We start from the raw sequence: 14,871 nt of genomic DNA, 5'->3' as shown, positions 1-14,871 counted from the left end.
AAATTATGACTAAAACCTGCCCCTACTCATGGGAGACAAATTTATCTAAATCTGAAAATAAACATGAAAATTATGACTAAAACCTGCCCCTACTTAGGATTACTATAACTAGCTAAATTATTCTTCCAACATCTCCAATAACTCCTCCTCATTCAACTGTTTTACTCCCAACTTTTCTGCCTTTTCTAACTTAGAACCCGCATCTTCTCCTACCACAATAAAATCAGTCTTAGAACTCACCGAACTTGTTACCTTCCCACCAGCATTTTCAATCAAACTTTTTGCCTCATCTCGCTTTAAACTTGGCAAAGTTCCTGTCAATACAAAAATTTTCCCAGTTAACAAACCACCTTGCACTTTTACTACATTACTTGTATAATCTCCAACTTCCATTCTTACCCCAGCAGTTTCCAAACGTCCTACCAAACTCTGATTTGCTGGTACTTCAAACCACTGTTCCACAGACTGAGCAGTTTCCGAACCAATACCATAAACTGCTTCAATATCACTTGCCTTTGCTTTACTTAACTCTGCCACACTCCGAAACTTCTGACTCAATAACTCTGCATTAACACTACCGACATGACGAATACCCAAACCATAAAGCACCCGCTGCCAAGGTTGACTTCTAGAAGTAGCGATCGCCTCCACCAACTTACTCGCCGACTTTTCTCCCATTCGTTCCAAAGTAGTCAAATCTTTCACAGTCAAATTATATAAATCTGCCACCGACTTAACCAAACCACTATTAACCAACTGCTGCACCAACTTTTCTCCCAAACCATTAATGTCCAAAGCGCCCCTAGACGCCCAATGTACCAAAGAACCCCGCAAAATAGCTGGACATGAGATATTAATACATCGAGTTACCGCCTCATCCCTAGGTTTGACCACAGGTTCACTGCATTCTGGACAATGAATAGGCATTTGGAATTTTGTGGCCGTCGTTGGCCGTAATTCTGGTAAAACTCTGACAACTTCTGGTATAATCTCCCCTGCTTTACGGACTATAACTGTGTCCCCAATATGTAAGTCCAATTCTGATAAGCGATCGCAATTATGTAGAGATGCCCTTTGTACAGTTGTCCCGGCTAACTGGACTGGTTTTAATTCGGCCACAGGGGTTAATGCTCCAGTACGGCCTACTTGAAAGGTAACTGATTGGACAATAGTGGGAATTTCTTCAGCGGGGTATTTGAGAGCGATCGCCCACCGAGGAAATTTTTGAGTAAATCCCAATTTTTTTTGTAGTGGTAAAGAGTTAATTTTTACTACTATTCCATCAGTTAAATAGGGTAGATTTTTTCGTTCTTTATCCCAGTATTGAACATAAGTTGTAACTTCATCTAAAGAGGAACAAAGTTGACGTTTATGATTAACTTTAAAACCTAAATTTTGGAGTAAATTTAAACATTCCCACTGAGTAGAAAATTGAGAAATTTCTGAATTATTTTCTGTCAAAAAATGAAGTGTATAAGCAAAAAAATCTAATCGTCTTTGAGCGACTATTTTTGAGTCTAATTGTCTTAAAGTACCTGCTGCTGCATTACGGGGATTTGCAAATAAAGTTTCTCCATTTTTTTCTCTTTCAGCGTTAATATTTTCAAATACACTTATTGATAAAAAAGCTTCACCGCGAACTTCTACTATTGGAGGTGGATTATCAATTTTTAGTCTTAAGGGAATGGTATTAATTGTCTTGACATTTTGAGTAATATTTTCCCCAATTATTCCATCACCGCGAGTAGCACCTCTTACTAATAAACCATTTTCATAAGTTAAAGCTAAAGCAGAACCATCAATTTTTAATTCACAAACATAATCCAAAGTTGCCAAGTCTATTTCATCAGAATCTAACTCATTTTTAGAATCATTATTTTGAATTTTTACTTTTAACTTTTGACCTTCACTCAACTCGTAATTTTCACTTTTAAATGTTGAATTTTTACTTTCAACCTCTAACTTTTTACTTTCACTAGGATCATACTTTTGAATTTTTACTTTTGAATTTTTACTTTTACAACGTTCTTGCCAAATTTTTAACTCTTCAATATTAAAAGCATTTTCCAGACTATAAAGAGGAATATTATGTTTAACTGATACAAATTTAGTTGCTGGTTTTTCTCCTACTCTTTGAGTCGGACTATCTGGAACAATTAATTGAGGATATTTAGTTTCTAAATCCTGTAATTCTCGAAGTAGAAGGTCATAAACAGCATCTTCAATAACTGGGTTATCAAGAACATAGTAAGCATAACCAGCTTCTTGAAGTTTTTCCCTTAATTTTACAGTATATTCTACAATTTCTGGTGTTAATTTGGCCACAATTTATTATTTCCTTCCCTCAATTTTTAGAGTAAACATTCAGCGGTCAGCTAACAGCTATCAACTATGAGTTATTAGATCATTATTGCACCGAATGAGGAATTGCTTTCTTAGAAGTTAAATATGTTTGCTTCTGCTTTTTGCGCCAAAACAAAAAGGTTATCAGATAACTTTAGTAAGTCATTACGTTCAAAAGCTAATAGCTGTTTGCGCAGCATTCCGCAGGAAATCCTTACATTTTAGACAATACCAACCAATGAATGACAAGTTAGTTACTAATCAGAAAAAAGTCTATTTTTAAATATATTTATTCTTCCAACTTTAATATAGCAATCTTAAATAGGTTGCGAAAAATCAAAAAGTAGATAAAAAACTGATTTTTCGGGAATCGTAACTCTTACCTGTTTCCTATTCCCTATTCCCTCCATACCTAAAATAATAAAATTTGATATAGCAATCCTAAAGAGGTTGTAATCAACCAAAAGCTATAAATAAATTCTGAAACTTTTACCCATTGCCCATTGCCTCCATACCTATTCCCGAAAATAAGTAATATTTTTGACAAGAATAAATATAGGATTGCTATTTTAATAAAAATATTTATAAAGCATAAATTTTTAAGGGATAGACATCTCCAAAAATCAAAAATAAATCAATTTTTATCTATAAAATTATTAATTACTTATTTCCTGTTCCCTATTTCTTATAAATTCAAATCACTAAATTCACTAAATTTCTTTTGTGCAACAACTGGTTCCTTTGTTTTCAAATCTCCATTCTTGCCAACTTTCTCATTAATATGTCCTAATCCTGTACCATTAACTTTTACTTTAGGTGCGTGTTCTACCTGAAATACATTTGCATAGAGATTAGCAATAATTTGTTTTCCACTTTGAGTTAATTCCAAATAACTAAGAGCAGCAGGAATATAAGGATAAACTCCATTCCAATAAAACTTTGCGTAGCTGCGTCGGAGGTCCATAGGAGTTTTATAACCTAAAACTCTATTAGTACCAACCTCTTCAAATTCATAAAACAAAGCATTAATTTTCAACAAATAATTAGGGTCACTTAATTGCCCAATTAAATCTGCTGCTCTTGATAACCCAGAAAAATTATTTCTATCCTGATGAGTTTCCGCTGCTGGAACCGGAAAACGAGTTAATTCAATATTACGTTTAATTTGATCCGCGTCAATTAATTTATGACCACCAAAACGTTCATCTATTACTAACTTACCCCGGTCAACATGATAAGCTGTCAAACTAGCCGCAGTAGCACCATCTGGCAAAGAAACCATCTCACCACCTATTCCACTAGCATACCTACCTAATAATTCTTGGTCTTTTCGGCAGACCCCTTTGGTATAACCAATATCGTGACACAATAAGGAAATAATATAATGTAACCAATCTTCAGGAGAAACTCCACCTTCACGAATATGCTTACCCCGTAAAATTTCTTGACCGACAAGAGTAACCAACATTGTGTGTTCAACATTGTGATATAGTGCATCACAATTAGCAATATTTTCCAGAGCCATATTTCCTACCCAGGCAATAATTTCTGGGTAATCTGGTTTAAAATTACCATAAGTACGATGGTATCCTGCTTGTAGCTCTTTGACAAAAGCATCTATTAATATTTCTGTTGGATTAAACATTATTATTATTATTTCCTTGCACTTAAAGTATATTTAGTATTACTCTGATAGCTTGAGCCGTAGCAGTTAGCCATTAATAATCAATATATCAGGATTGACTTCTTTAAATTAGTTGCCAGTCTCAAAAATAGCAACAAATTACTTTCTTAGTTTAACTTTTATATTGCCTATTTAGTCTAAAGTCTCTAATTTTAGGGGTGGTTTGCTATGTATACTTTTTTACAACTTTTTCCCATATTTTTGTAATTTTAGATATGGATAGCCTTTGTGAAAGGTAAACTATTTTATAACTTGTGGCCGATCCCAAAGTTTAATTGAAAACTAAGAAAAATTTATGGGTTGGCCAATTATTTTGATAAATTACAGAGTATATACTGCATCCAATCAACCAACAGAAAAATTAGGTTCTACCTTGTTTTAGCAGTTTAGGAATCATAGGCAATTGATTATATCATATTCGGATCAAATTAACTATTATAAAAATTTAGACAAAATTGGATGGCGACAACGGAAAACGTTGTCATAAATTACAAAATTTTAGGTTTAAGACGAATAGAAAAAAAGAAAAACAAATATACCTTATAACTTTGCAAATTGCTATATATTAGTATAGTCACAAATAGAAGTCATTCCTAAAAGTGTCATGATAACTGCAACAGAAGATGGTCTTTTTAACGGTACTACAGTTGTTCTTTTCACGCCACCTCCCAATAGTGAAGCAGGAAGTAGTGGCAGCACAAGTACCACAGGAAAAGGAAGTTCAGGAGGTTCATTCAATAAAATTTTGTTAACAGAAAATAATGATGAGACTCTTGGTACAGCGAGAGCAGATTCAATTGTGGGGTTTGCAGGTAGAGATTCTATAGAAGGTAGAGGTGGCAAAGACATAATTTTTGGTGGTGGGGGTAATGATACACTTCTGGGAGGAACCAGTGGTGATTCCCTATTTGGTGGGCAAGACCAAGATTCACTTTTAGGTGATGATGGTGAGGATACATTGTGGGGTGGTAAAAATAATGACTCTCTATTTGGTAATGATGATGATGACACACTTTATGGTAATTTAGGAAATGATTGTCTTTTTGGTAATTTAGGAAATGATTGTCTATATGGAGGTAAAGGTGATGACTGTCTAGATGGAGGTGAAGGTGATGATACTCTATCAGGTGATCGCGATTCTGACACTTTAATAGGAGGAACCGGAACAGATTTATTTATTATTTCTTCAAATACAGGTGGTCTGAGTGTATCAGAAGCAGATATTATTAGTGATTATAATACTGCTGAAAATGATCGAATAGGATTAGTTGATGGTTTGCGTCGTAACGATCTGCGATTTAAAACAACGGTTGTAGGTGGGGAAAGTGGAACAGTCATTTTCATAGATAGTAATAGTGGGTTGACAAATAACGATGAAGATTTTCTAGCAATAGTCATTGGAGTCGTCGAAAATGATCTCGACTTCACAATTATTTAATAAATAGACAGCTCCAGATTAGCTCAAACTCCTATTTGGTAGAGGGTTGGGAGACCAAACCCCTACAGTATTAATTCTGCCGATACTGCCGGACTTGATATCACAATCTATTGAGTATTATTATATAATAATTGATCTTTCCTTCTTCCTTCTAACTTATGATACAAGGTTTTCTCAATCTCAATAAACCATCTGGTCTGACTTCCCATGACTGTGTAGCAAAAGTACGAAAGTTGCTACGTCTCAAACGTGTCGGACATGGAGGCACTCTCGACCCTGCTGCAACTGGTGTGTTACCTATTGCAGTGGGAAAAGCAACCAGGTTATTACAATTTTTACCCTCAGACAAAGCTTATCATGGTACAGTTAGATTTGGTACAATCACTACTACTGATGATTTAGAGGGAGAAATTATTCAATCTGCGCCAGCACCAAAATTAATGTTATCAGATATTGAAGCAGTGCTGCCAAATTTCTTAGGTAAAATTGAGCAAGTACCACCGAGTTATAGTGCCATACAAGTACAAGGAAAACGACTTTATGATTTAGCACGTCAGGGAAAAACAGTTGATGTTCCCACTCGGGTGGTAGAAGTGTTTAATATAGAAATTCTTGACTGGAGACCAGGAGATTTTCCGGAGGTAGATTTGGCGATCGCTTGTGGTAGTGGTACTTATATTCGAGCGATCGCCCGCGATCTAGGTGCAATTTTAAATATTGGTGGAACTTTAGCTGCTTTAACTAGAACCAAAAGTAGTGGTTTTTCTAGGGAAAATAGTCTCACTTTTGCTGAAGTGGAAAATCAACTACAGGAAAATAAATTTAGTCTTTTATCTATGGATATAGCATTAGCACATTTACCAGGGATATTTTTAGTTGCTGAAGATGGAAAAAGATGGTGTCAAGGTCAACGTTTACCCTATCAAAAAGGATGGGAAATAGAAGCTGAAAAAACTGAAGATAATTTTCGAGTATACAATTTAGAAGGTGAATTTTTAGGTATTGGGAAATTAATTAAATGTGAGGAAAGTTTATTATTAGCAGCTCAAGTTGTAGTTAAGTAAGTTGGCATGAAAAAAAGGAAGTATGTAATAAAAAGTAAAGTATCTCTTAAACCTCTTTCCTTCTGCCTTCTGCCTTCTGCCTTCATATAACGATAAATTTTAATGTCTACCTACTTACTAATTAACTAGAGTTTTCAGCAATTAATAATGAACAATGAACAATTAATAATTACCTCTTCTTCAAAGAAGGGGATTGAATCAAAGGAAAATTTTTGATTTATCCCCTATCCAAGGGGAGGCTTCCAGACGTGAATTGTTGAATGAATAATTATTGACTATCAACTTTTAATTATTAATTATTAACTATTAATTATTCGGTAAATAGTCAGCTATTGTTTTTAGTGGAACTTCAAAAGGGAAAAAAGATGTTGATAAAGCATCGCCTTAGAAACAGATTACTATTAGTGCTTATTACTGATAGCTGAATGCTTAAACAAAAAGTTAGATGTTAAGCGAAAATACTTAAAAATAGCTACTCCAATTAATTTTAGATAATGATCTCTATCATTGTCAGCATTCAGCATTCAGCATTCAGCATTCAGCATTCAGCATTCAGCATTCAGTATTTAGCTATTAGGTAGCTTCCTACAGAGGAACTGCGTTAACAGTTTAAAGAAGGAAAAAACAATTGAGAGATTTTCAATAATTAGTAAAAAATGTAGTATAAGTTAAATGAATACTTGCTTTATTCATTAAAAATTTGAAAGGTGAATGCTTACCTATCGTTTATTCCTGTTTGTTAAAGATTTCTTTCTTCTTACTTATACAATTTTTAACAAATATTTATCACCCTTGGTATTAGGTATGAGGGGAGTAAGGTAGTAAGGGAGTAAGGCAAATGGAGGAAAACTAAACATAAGAATAATTAATACCATAGCATTTATCCAACTCATAAAGTCAAGTCTTATCTATATAGTAATTCTAAATAGGTTGCGACAAATCAAAAAGTAAATAAAAAAACTGAAACTCTTACCTATTAGCTGTTCCCAGTTAAGTGTTCCCTAAAAGTTTTTGAATTTTGCACAGGATTCAAATAGGATTGCTATAGAACTATAATTTTAGGGAAATAATAGGGAAAACTATATACTAGAAAGAAATATAGTTAACTTAAGAAAAAATGCAAGTAACTAATATCGGGTGTAGTAAAATATGGAACGCCTTGGCTGTGCTTGGCCAAAAAAAAGCAACAGGTGAACTTATTATAGATAATAGTAAACAACAATGGCAGATTTACTTTTATCGAGGAAAAATGTTGTATGCTACAGGGGGACTACATCAAACTAGAAGATGGTATCGTGCAGTTAATCAATGTTGTCAAAATTTAAAATTTAATGCTAGTTTAATATCTCATGAAGAATTATGGGAATATCAACTTTTGAAACAGGGTATTATTGAAGAGCAAATTACTTTAGAAGAAGGGAAATCAATTATTCGTACTAGCAGCTATGAAATCTTATTTTCTTTAGCAAATCAACCAGTATTAAATTTAGATTGGCATTACAATAAAAAATTAGAAATTGTTGCTAATTTGGGATTATCTCTATTAGAATTAAAGCAAGTTGTAGAGGCAGTAGAAGAGCTGTGGTCACGGTGGAAAAAAATGGGTATTAGTAATATTTTGCCAGAACAAGCTCCCATAGTTAAACAGTCTATAAAACTAGAAACTCGTCTTTGTGCAGCAACTTTTGAAACTCTTAGTAATCAGCTTGATGGTCAAAATACTTTGTGGGATATTGCAGTGAAAAAGAAGCAATGTTTAGCCTTAACAACTCGTACTTTATATCATTTTATTAAAAAAGGTTTAATAGAGATTAAGGTATTACCAGATTTACCATCTCCTTTAGAGCAATTACGCTTAATTTATTCTGCTATACATCGCTCTAAAATACCTATAACTTGTATAGATTCAATACCAGCAACAGGTAATTATTTAGAGCAAGTTTTGATGCCTAAAGGATATAAAATTGATAAAATTACTGACCCAATGGAGGCAATAGGATTAATGGCTAAAAAACCACCTGAATTAATATTTATGGATTTAGATATGCCTAATGTTGATGGTTTGGCACTCTGTAATTTTTTGCGGACAAGTTCTGCTTATAAAAAAATTCCTATTATTATTTATACGGCCCAAGATAGTTGGATAAATCGGGTTAGGGCGCAAATGGCGGGTGCAACCGATTTTTTAAGAAAACCAGCAAACGGCAAAAGAATTTTAAACATAGTAGAAAAATACTTAAAATTAAAAAACCATGACTATAATAAAAATTACATTACATTAGAATCATTAGTTTTGGCACGATAAATAAATAATAATAAAATAAGATTTCCGTACTTGATTCAATTCTATCGGTTTTAATAAGAGGTAATTATTAATGATTAATTATCCAAGGACTTACGCAAAGAAACTCATTTTCTGGGTTCCTTTTGGGTAAGTTATGAAAATAAACTGATAAATAAAATATAGCAATTCTCAATAGGTTGCGACAAATTAAAAAGTAAATAAAAAATCTGAAACTTCTACCTGTTCCCTGTTCCCTAAAAGCGGTAAAATTTTTATACATAAATAAAATAGGATTGCTATACCAATGACAAAACCAAAAACAACAATGCGAACCGAAAGTGATAGTATGGGAAATATTGAAGTACCAGCACACCGTTATTGGGGCGCTCAAACTCAGCGATCGCTCATCTATTTCTCTATTGGACAAGATTATATTCCACCAGAAGTTATTAGAGCATTTGCTATCCTCAAGAAAGCAGTCGCCCAAACTAACCAGGAACTCGGTAAACTTCCAGAAGATAAAGCAAAATTAATTGTTCAAGCAGCAGAAGAAATTATTGCCGGAAAACTAGATGGAAATTTCCCTCTACGAGTTTGGATGACAGGAAGTGGTACTCAATGCAATATGAATGTCAACGAAGTCATTGCTAACCGGGCGATCGAAATTTATGGTGGAGAAATGGGAAGCAAAAACCCAATACATCCTAACGATCACGTTAATATGTCTCAGTCATCTAACGATACATTCCCTACTGCTATGCACATTGCTGCAGCGGTAGCATTACATGAAAAGTTGCTGCCAAAAGTGAAAAAAATGCGGGATGCACTGCAAGAAAAGTCAGAAGAATTTTCGGAAATTGTCAAAATAGGGCGCACTCACCTACAAGATGCAGTTCCTCTGACTTTGAGGCAAGAATTTTCCGGATATGTGGCGCAACTGGATGCAAATTTACATCGTATTACTCATACATTATTAGATTTATATGAATTAGCTATTGGTGGTACTGCGGTAGGAACAGGGTTAAATACAATGAATGGTTTTGCTGAACTTGCTGCCAAATATATTAGCGAAATAACTGGGTTGCCTTTTGTGTCAGCACCGAATAAATTTGCTGCTTTAGCTGCTCACGATGGGGTAGTCATGGCGAGTGGTGCTTTGAAAACATTAGCTGGTTCGTTACTGAAAATTGCTAATGATATTCGGTGGTTGGGAAGCGGACCGCGATGCGGTTTTGGGGAGTTAATTTTGCCTGCAAATGAACCAGGTTCTTCTATTATGCCAGGAAAAATTAATCCTACTCAGTGTGAAGCAATGACAATGGTAGCGACTCAGGTGATGGGGTATGATGCAGCGATCGCTTTTGCTGGCGCTCAGGGAAGTTTTGAGTTAAATACTTATAAACCGATGATGATTTTTAATTTGATGCAGTCGATTAATTTAATTGCTGATAGTTGTAATAATTTTACTGATTTTCTATTAGTTGATTTGAAGGCAAATCAGAAAAAAATTGATTTTTATTTGGAACAATCTTTGATGTTAGTAACAGCTTTGACTCCGAAAATTGGGTATGATAAAGCTGCCGAAGTTGCCCATTTTGCCCATGAGAAAGATTTAACTTTGAAAGAAGCTTGTTTGGAATTGGATTATATTTCGGCAGAGGAATTTGAGGAAATTGTGGTTCCGAAAAATATGACTCATCCAGGGAGTTAGTACAGTTCAATAATGAAATAAAACAACTAATTGTTTGCATTAGGGAATTAGACTCCGTAGGGGCGGGTTACGGTTCCCGAAAAATCACCGTTAAGTTAAGGAGTTTTAATGGGTTTCTCAGATCAACCCGCCCCCTAATGATATAAGTTACCGTTCGAGGGGCGGGTTTATATAAATCAGGACTTACTGGAGTGCTGGTGCGTTAGGAAGTGCGCTTTACATGTCGCGTACACACCCTACTGAAATGTTTCAGCTAAAACTGTGTATTAGAGAAGACACCGTAGGGGCAGGTTTTACAAGTGAGTTAAGGAGTTTTCATGGGTTGATCAGATAAACCCGCCCCATATCATCTGAGCCGCCTCTCAGGGGCGGGTTTATGTAAATCCTAGAGTAAGCATGAAAATTTCCTGAGAAACCCGCCCCTACCTATTGCACCATTTTAGATGAAACATTCCAGTGCCAATAGAGTTAATGCGTAAGTCCTATAAATCTTAGAATAAGCATGAAAATTCTAGCTAAAACCCGCCCTTACCCCATGCACTATTTTGGGTGAAACAGTCAACTACTCTCTAAAAATATGACCTACCCTTCGGCTTATTTGATAAAAAAGTGTATGATAATTAGGAGGTTTTCCTTTGAAGTTTAAACTAATCAAAAATTATTGGGAAATAATTGTACTTTTTCTTTGTTTAATTGTAACTCTAGCTGAAGCCTGGCAAATCATATTAATTTCTAGGTCTTTCCTTGAATTTTCATTATTTTTAATTTCTCTGATAATGCCTCCGATTTTTTGTTTTATTATCGGCATTTATTGGCTCATAGAAGTTGTGAGAATATTCATACATTTTGTCAAAAAAAACAAACTGAAATATTCTCAGATAAAAACTTTAATCAAAACTATAGGAGTACCAGTATTGTTTCTTTTATACATTTTATTAGTAACTTATACAGATATAATTAGATTAAAATTATCTGAATCTGCTTTAATTAATTGTGTAAATGCTTCTAATTTCTGCCAAGACAATACCAGAATTGGATGGTTTTATGTTGAGTTTATTAGGCAGTATGAAGGATGTACTTTCTTTACAACTGATACCTGGATTTTTGATGAATTTGGTATTGCTTATGTGCCTCTTGGTAAAGAAAATTGTTTATATATACGCAATCACCAATCAGATAGAATAGTAAAAATATATGGTAATTGGTGGGAATATTATTATCCTGATTAGGCATCTCCAGAAATAAAAAATTAAATCAATTATCAGACACAAATCATCTATTCTTTCCGCCGATTTCCTCTTTTCTGAAGATGTCTAACGATTTTATATTGCTATAGATATTGGTATGGTGGGGCATTTACTACAAAATCAGTTTCTATTTTCAAAATTATTGTAGTCTATTACTAGGAGGACTTACACAAAGTAACTAATAAACATAGCTGATTCTCTGAAACCTGATGGAACTTTCTTGATGGTTGACTTGGGAGTATCAAGTAATCTACATAAAAACCTGGATCATCCTTTAGCGCCGTGGTTATACACAACATTTTGTATGCATTGCATGACCGTTTTCTTGGGACAAAATGGGGTAGGACTTGGTGCAATATGGGGAGAACAAAAAGCAGTGAAAATGTTAAATGAGGCAGGGTTTATAAATGTGGATATTAAACAAATTCTAGAAGATATTTTCAATAATTATTATATTGCTAAATTAGGGAATAGGGAATAGGGAAAAGAGAAAAAAATGTATCTTAATATGACAGAATCATAACCAATAAGTAAGGTATATCTGATTAGGAGTAATTGCTAAATATTATACGAAAGAGGAGAATATTCAGTTTTAGGTATTAGTCAATTTAATAGCTTTTTTTCTGAAAAAAATATAGCTATTTGATCAAAGTGGGCGATGAATAATTTTAAGAGTTTTAATCTTGTTATTCCGGACGAAGCTTATGTTTATACACTAATGGCTTTAGAATATGATCAAGTTAAAGCTACAAAAAAAGCTAAAAGGCAAGCTAATTATTTGAAAAATAAATGTTTGAGAGCATTAGTAGGATTAGACTTGTCAATGAATGAAGCTGAAGCACTAATTATAGATTCCCAGTATTTGAATAAAAACATAAATTATCTCTCAACACTAAAATTTTATGAAGATAAATATGCTAATGATATTGAATTTAGAAACAACTGTCTTGAAACTTCTAGGCAGGTAGTAGAAACTCAAACAGATATTAGTAATTATCGGTTAGAAATTGCGGTTAAATATCTATTAGCAGAATTACCTTTGTATTTTAATAGCGTCAGTATTTTAGGTAAAAAAGAAGTAGTTTTTTGTTACCGAAATTGTCCGTTGTTTATTCAAACTGTTTTTGAAAGAAAGGATAATATTGTATTAAATAATCAAGGTTACATTGTTATAGATATAGATATTTAGGATTTACTGAAAAAGTATAGCGGATTTCACCAGGCGTCAGGTACACCCACGCGGGCAAGATGCCCGCCCTGGTAATATTAATTATAATTATCTGTATTTCACGCTTCTTGGGAAATGCTATATTTTTATGGAATAGGGAGGTAGATACAATTTGAAGTTTAAACTAATCAAAAATTATTGGGAAATAATTGTACTTTTTCTTTGTTTAATTGTACCTCTAGCTCAAGGCTGGCAAATTATATTAATTTTTAGGTCTTTCCTGGAATTTTCAGTATATTTAATTGCTCTGATAATTGCTCTGATTTTTGGTTTGATTATCGGCATTTATTGGCTCATAGAACTTGTGAGAATATTAATATATTTTCTCAAAAAAAATAAGCTGAAATATTCTCTGGTAAAAACTTTAATTAAAGCCATAGGAGTACCATTATTAATTGTTTTATAAATTTTATTAGCAGCTTATACAGATACAATTAGATTAAAATTATCTGAATCTGCTTTAATGAATTGTGTAAATAATCCTAATTTATGTCAATACAATACCAGAATTGGATGGTTTTATGTTGAGTCCATTTACCAAGACGAAAAATGTACTTTCTTTACAACTGATACTTTTATTTTTGATCAATTTGGTATTGCTTATGTGCCTCTTGGTAAAGAAAATTGTTTATATATACACAATCACCGATCAGATGAAATAGTCAAAATATATGGTAATTGGTGGGAATATTATTATCCTGATTGATATAGCAATCTTATAAAAGGAAAAAATTTATTTCTCTTGGTCGATAAGCTTAAGTCCTGGCCTATTAATAAAAACGGACTTTCCTGCCACCCTCCCCAAACTTCCCACAGCTCCCACATTTCCCAAATTCCCTTACCAGGGGGTTGTTTTTTATTATTTTCTAGACTAGAATGATAATCATTCTCAAAATTAGGAAATAATATGTTGAGTAAACTTCAATGGATGGGTGGTTCATTACTAGGAGTAGCAGCGCTTATCACAACTGCTTCTCTGGGAAATATTAGCAGCCTTGCTCAAAATAGAAATGAAACTAAAATAGTCGCCACTTTCTTGCCTATATATATGTTTACCAAAGGAATCACCAGAGAAACTGGAAAAGTAGAACTTTTAATTCCTCCCGGAACCGATCCCCACGAATATCAAGCAACACCGGAAAATGCTCGTACTATTGCACAAGCAGATGTATTAGTCAAAAATGGGTTGGGGTTAGAAGAATTTTTAGAGAAATTAGTCGATGCTACTGGTAACTCTCAACTACAAGAAATTGATGCTAGTCAAAATATTAAACCTATAGAAGAAGATGAATATCACGACCATAAACATGAACATAACCACGGTCACAAAGAGAGAAATCCTCATGTTTGGTTAGACCCATTTTTAGCACAACAACAAGTCAAAAATATTCGGGATGGTTTAGTTAAAGCTAATCCTAATAATACAGCTAATTATCAATCAAATGCTAATATTTATCTACAAAAATTACAGAAACTTGACCAAGAATTTCAAACTCGTTTAGCTCCTTTCCAAGGATGTAAATTTATTGCCTTTCACGATGCCTATCCCTATCTGGCAAAACGCTATAATTTACAACAAACAGCAATAGTAGAATTGCCACAGGATAGTATTACGCCTCAAGATATTCAAAGAGTAATAAATACAGCTAAAAAATATCAAGTCAAAAATTTACTCGCGGAAATTGGATTTGATGATAATAGAATGCAGCAAATTGCTAAAGATAATGGGTTAAAAATAAAAAAATTAGACCCAATAAATAGTGGTTCCCTAGACCCAGAACATTATTTTACTGCGATGAGAAATAATTTAAAAACCTTAGAAGAAATTTGCCAGTAAAGTAATATTATCAACACTTACGCAAGGAAACCCGG

12 protein-coding genes are annotated in these 14,871 nt (G+C 33.7%); 10 read left to right on the top strand and 2 right to left on the bottom strand.

What is annotated here, in order from left to right:
- Positions 1 to 117 precede the first annotated feature (117 nt).
- Positions 118 to 2,325 (bottom strand): NAD-dependent DNA ligase LigA, encoded by a 2,208-nt coding sequence (ligA, locus tag VKJ25_RS17285; protein WP_324237880.1) that lies wholly within the window; start codon positions 2,323 to 2,325, stop codon positions 118 to 120.
- Positions 2,326 to 3,028: 703 nt separating this feature from the next.
- Positions 3,029 to 3,988 carry an Npun_R2479 family HD domain-containing metalloprotein gene (locus VKJ25_RS17280; RefSeq protein ID WP_324237879.1) on the bottom strand — a complete coding sequence of 320 codons (960 nt, stop codon included), beginning with the start codon at positions 3,986 to 3,988 and terminating at the stop codon, positions 3,029 to 3,031.
- Positions 3,989 to 4,631: 643 nt separating this feature from the next.
- Between VKJ25_RS17280 and VKJ25_RS17275 the strand changes: the two genes are divergently transcribed.
- The 10 genes from VKJ25_RS17275 to VKJ25_RS17230 all read left to right on the top strand — a co-directional run bounded on the left by VKJ25_RS17275 (position 4,632) and on the right by VKJ25_RS17230 (position 14,836).
- Positions 4,632 to 5,465: a calcium-binding protein gene (locus tag VKJ25_RS17275; RefSeq protein ID WP_324237878.1), complete on the top strand. Its 834-nt coding sequence runs from the start codon at positions 4,632 to 4,634 to the stop codon at positions 5,463 to 5,465.
- A gap of 158 nt (positions 5,466 to 5,623) precedes the next feature.
- A complete protein-coding gene (gene truB, locus VKJ25_RS17270) occupies positions 5,624 to 6,529 on the top strand; it encodes a tRNA pseudouridine(55) synthase TruB (protein ID WP_324237877.1) in 906 nt (301 codons plus the stop codon).
- Positions 6,530 to 7,646: 1,117 nt separating this feature from the next.
- Positions 7,647 to 8,834, top strand: a complete 1,188-nt coding sequence (locus tag VKJ25_RS17265) for a response regulator (protein ID WP_324237876.1) — start codon at positions 7,647 to 7,649, stop codon at positions 8,832 to 8,834.
- Between the two features lie 283 nt (positions 8,835 to 9,117).
- A complete protein-coding gene (fumC, locus tag VKJ25_RS17260) occupies positions 9,118 to 10,524 on the top strand; it encodes a class II fumarate hydratase (RefSeq protein WP_324237875.1) in 1,407 nt (468 codons plus the stop codon).
- A 776-nt stretch (positions 10,525 to 11,300) separates the two neighbouring features.
- Positions 11,301 to 11,753, top strand: a complete 453-nt coding sequence (locus VKJ25_RS17255) for a hypothetical protein (protein WP_324237874.1) — start codon at positions 11,301 to 11,303, stop codon at positions 11,751 to 11,753.
- Positions 11,754 to 11,994: 241 nt separating this feature from the next.
- The gene (locus VKJ25_RS17250; protein ID WP_324237873.1) at positions 11,995 to 12,252 is read left to right on the top strand and encodes a hypothetical protein; all 258 of its coding nucleotides are present in this window, start codon (positions 11,995 to 11,997) and stop codon (positions 12,250 to 12,252) included.
- 177 nt (positions 12,253 to 12,429) lie between these two features.
- Positions 12,430 to 12,960: a tRNA-dependent cyclodipeptide synthase gene (locus VKJ25_RS17245; RefSeq protein ID WP_324237872.1), complete on the top strand. Its 531-nt coding sequence runs from the start codon at positions 12,430 to 12,432 to the stop codon at positions 12,958 to 12,960.
- Between the two features lie 151 nt (positions 12,961 to 13,111).
- Positions 13,112 to 13,405 carry a hypothetical protein gene (locus VKJ25_RS17240; RefSeq protein ID WP_324237871.1) on the top strand — a complete coding sequence of 98 codons (294 nt, stop codon included), beginning with the start codon at positions 13,112 to 13,114 and terminating at the stop codon, positions 13,403 to 13,405.
- Positions 13,406 to 13,462: 57 nt separating this feature from the next.
- A complete protein-coding gene (locus VKJ25_RS17235) occupies positions 13,463 to 13,705 on the top strand; it encodes a hypothetical protein (protein ID WP_324237870.1) in 243 nt (80 codons plus the stop codon).
- A 201-nt stretch (positions 13,706 to 13,906) separates the two neighbouring features.
- Positions 13,907 to 14,836: a metal ABC transporter solute-binding protein, Zn/Mn family gene (locus VKJ25_RS17230; protein WP_324237869.1), complete on the top strand. Its 930-nt coding sequence runs from the start codon at positions 13,907 to 13,909 to the stop codon at positions 14,834 to 14,836.
- Positions 14,837 to 14,871: the final 35 nt, after the last annotated feature.

This window comes from Okeania sp. (assembly GCF_035285525.1).
GTDB lineage: Bacteria > Cyanobacteriota > Cyanobacteriia > Cyanobacteriales > Microcoleaceae > Trichodesmium.
This window is presented reverse-complemented; position numbering and strand designations above follow the sequence as displayed.

What these genes read in the sequence shown, in the direction of transcription:
- VKJ25_RS17230 (WP_324237869.1), top strand. Translation starts at nt 13,907, where the DNA reads ATGTTGAGTAAACTTCAATGGATGGGTGGTTCATTACTAGGAGTAGCA.
- VKJ25_RS17235 (WP_324237870.1), top strand. Translation starts at nt 13,463, where the DNA reads ATGAATTGTGTAAATAATCCTAATTTATGTCAATACAATACCAGAATT.
- VKJ25_RS17265 (WP_324237876.1), top strand. Translation starts at nt 7,647, where the DNA reads ATGCAAGTAACTAATATCGGGTGTAGTAAAATATGGAACGCCTTGGCT.
- VKJ25_RS17245 (WP_324237872.1), top strand. Translation starts at nt 12,430, where the DNA reads ATGAATAATTTTAAGAGTTTTAATCTTGTTATTCCGGACGAAGCTTAT.
- VKJ25_RS17280 (WP_324237879.1), bottom strand. Translation starts at nt 3,988, where the DNA reads ATGTTTAATCCAACAGAAATATTAATAGATGCTTTTGTCAAAGAGCTA.
- truB (WP_324237877.1), top strand. Translation starts at nt 5,624, where the DNA reads ATGATACAAGGTTTTCTCAATCTCAATAAACCATCTGGTCTGACTTCC.
- VKJ25_RS17250 (WP_324237873.1), top strand. Translation starts at nt 11,995, where the DNA reads ATGGTTGACTTGGGAGTATCAAGTAATCTACATAAAAACCTGGATCAT.
- fumC (WP_324237875.1), top strand. Translation starts at nt 9,118, where the DNA reads ATGACAAAACCAAAAACAACAATGCGAACCGAAAGTGATAGTATGGGA.
- VKJ25_RS17275 (WP_324237878.1), top strand. Translation starts at nt 4,632, where the DNA reads ATGATAACTGCAACAGAAGATGGTCTTTTTAACGGTACTACAGTTGTT.
- VKJ25_RS17255 (WP_324237874.1), top strand. Translation starts at nt 11,301, where the DNA reads ATGCCTCCGATTTTTTGTTTTATTATCGGCATTTATTGGCTCATAGAA.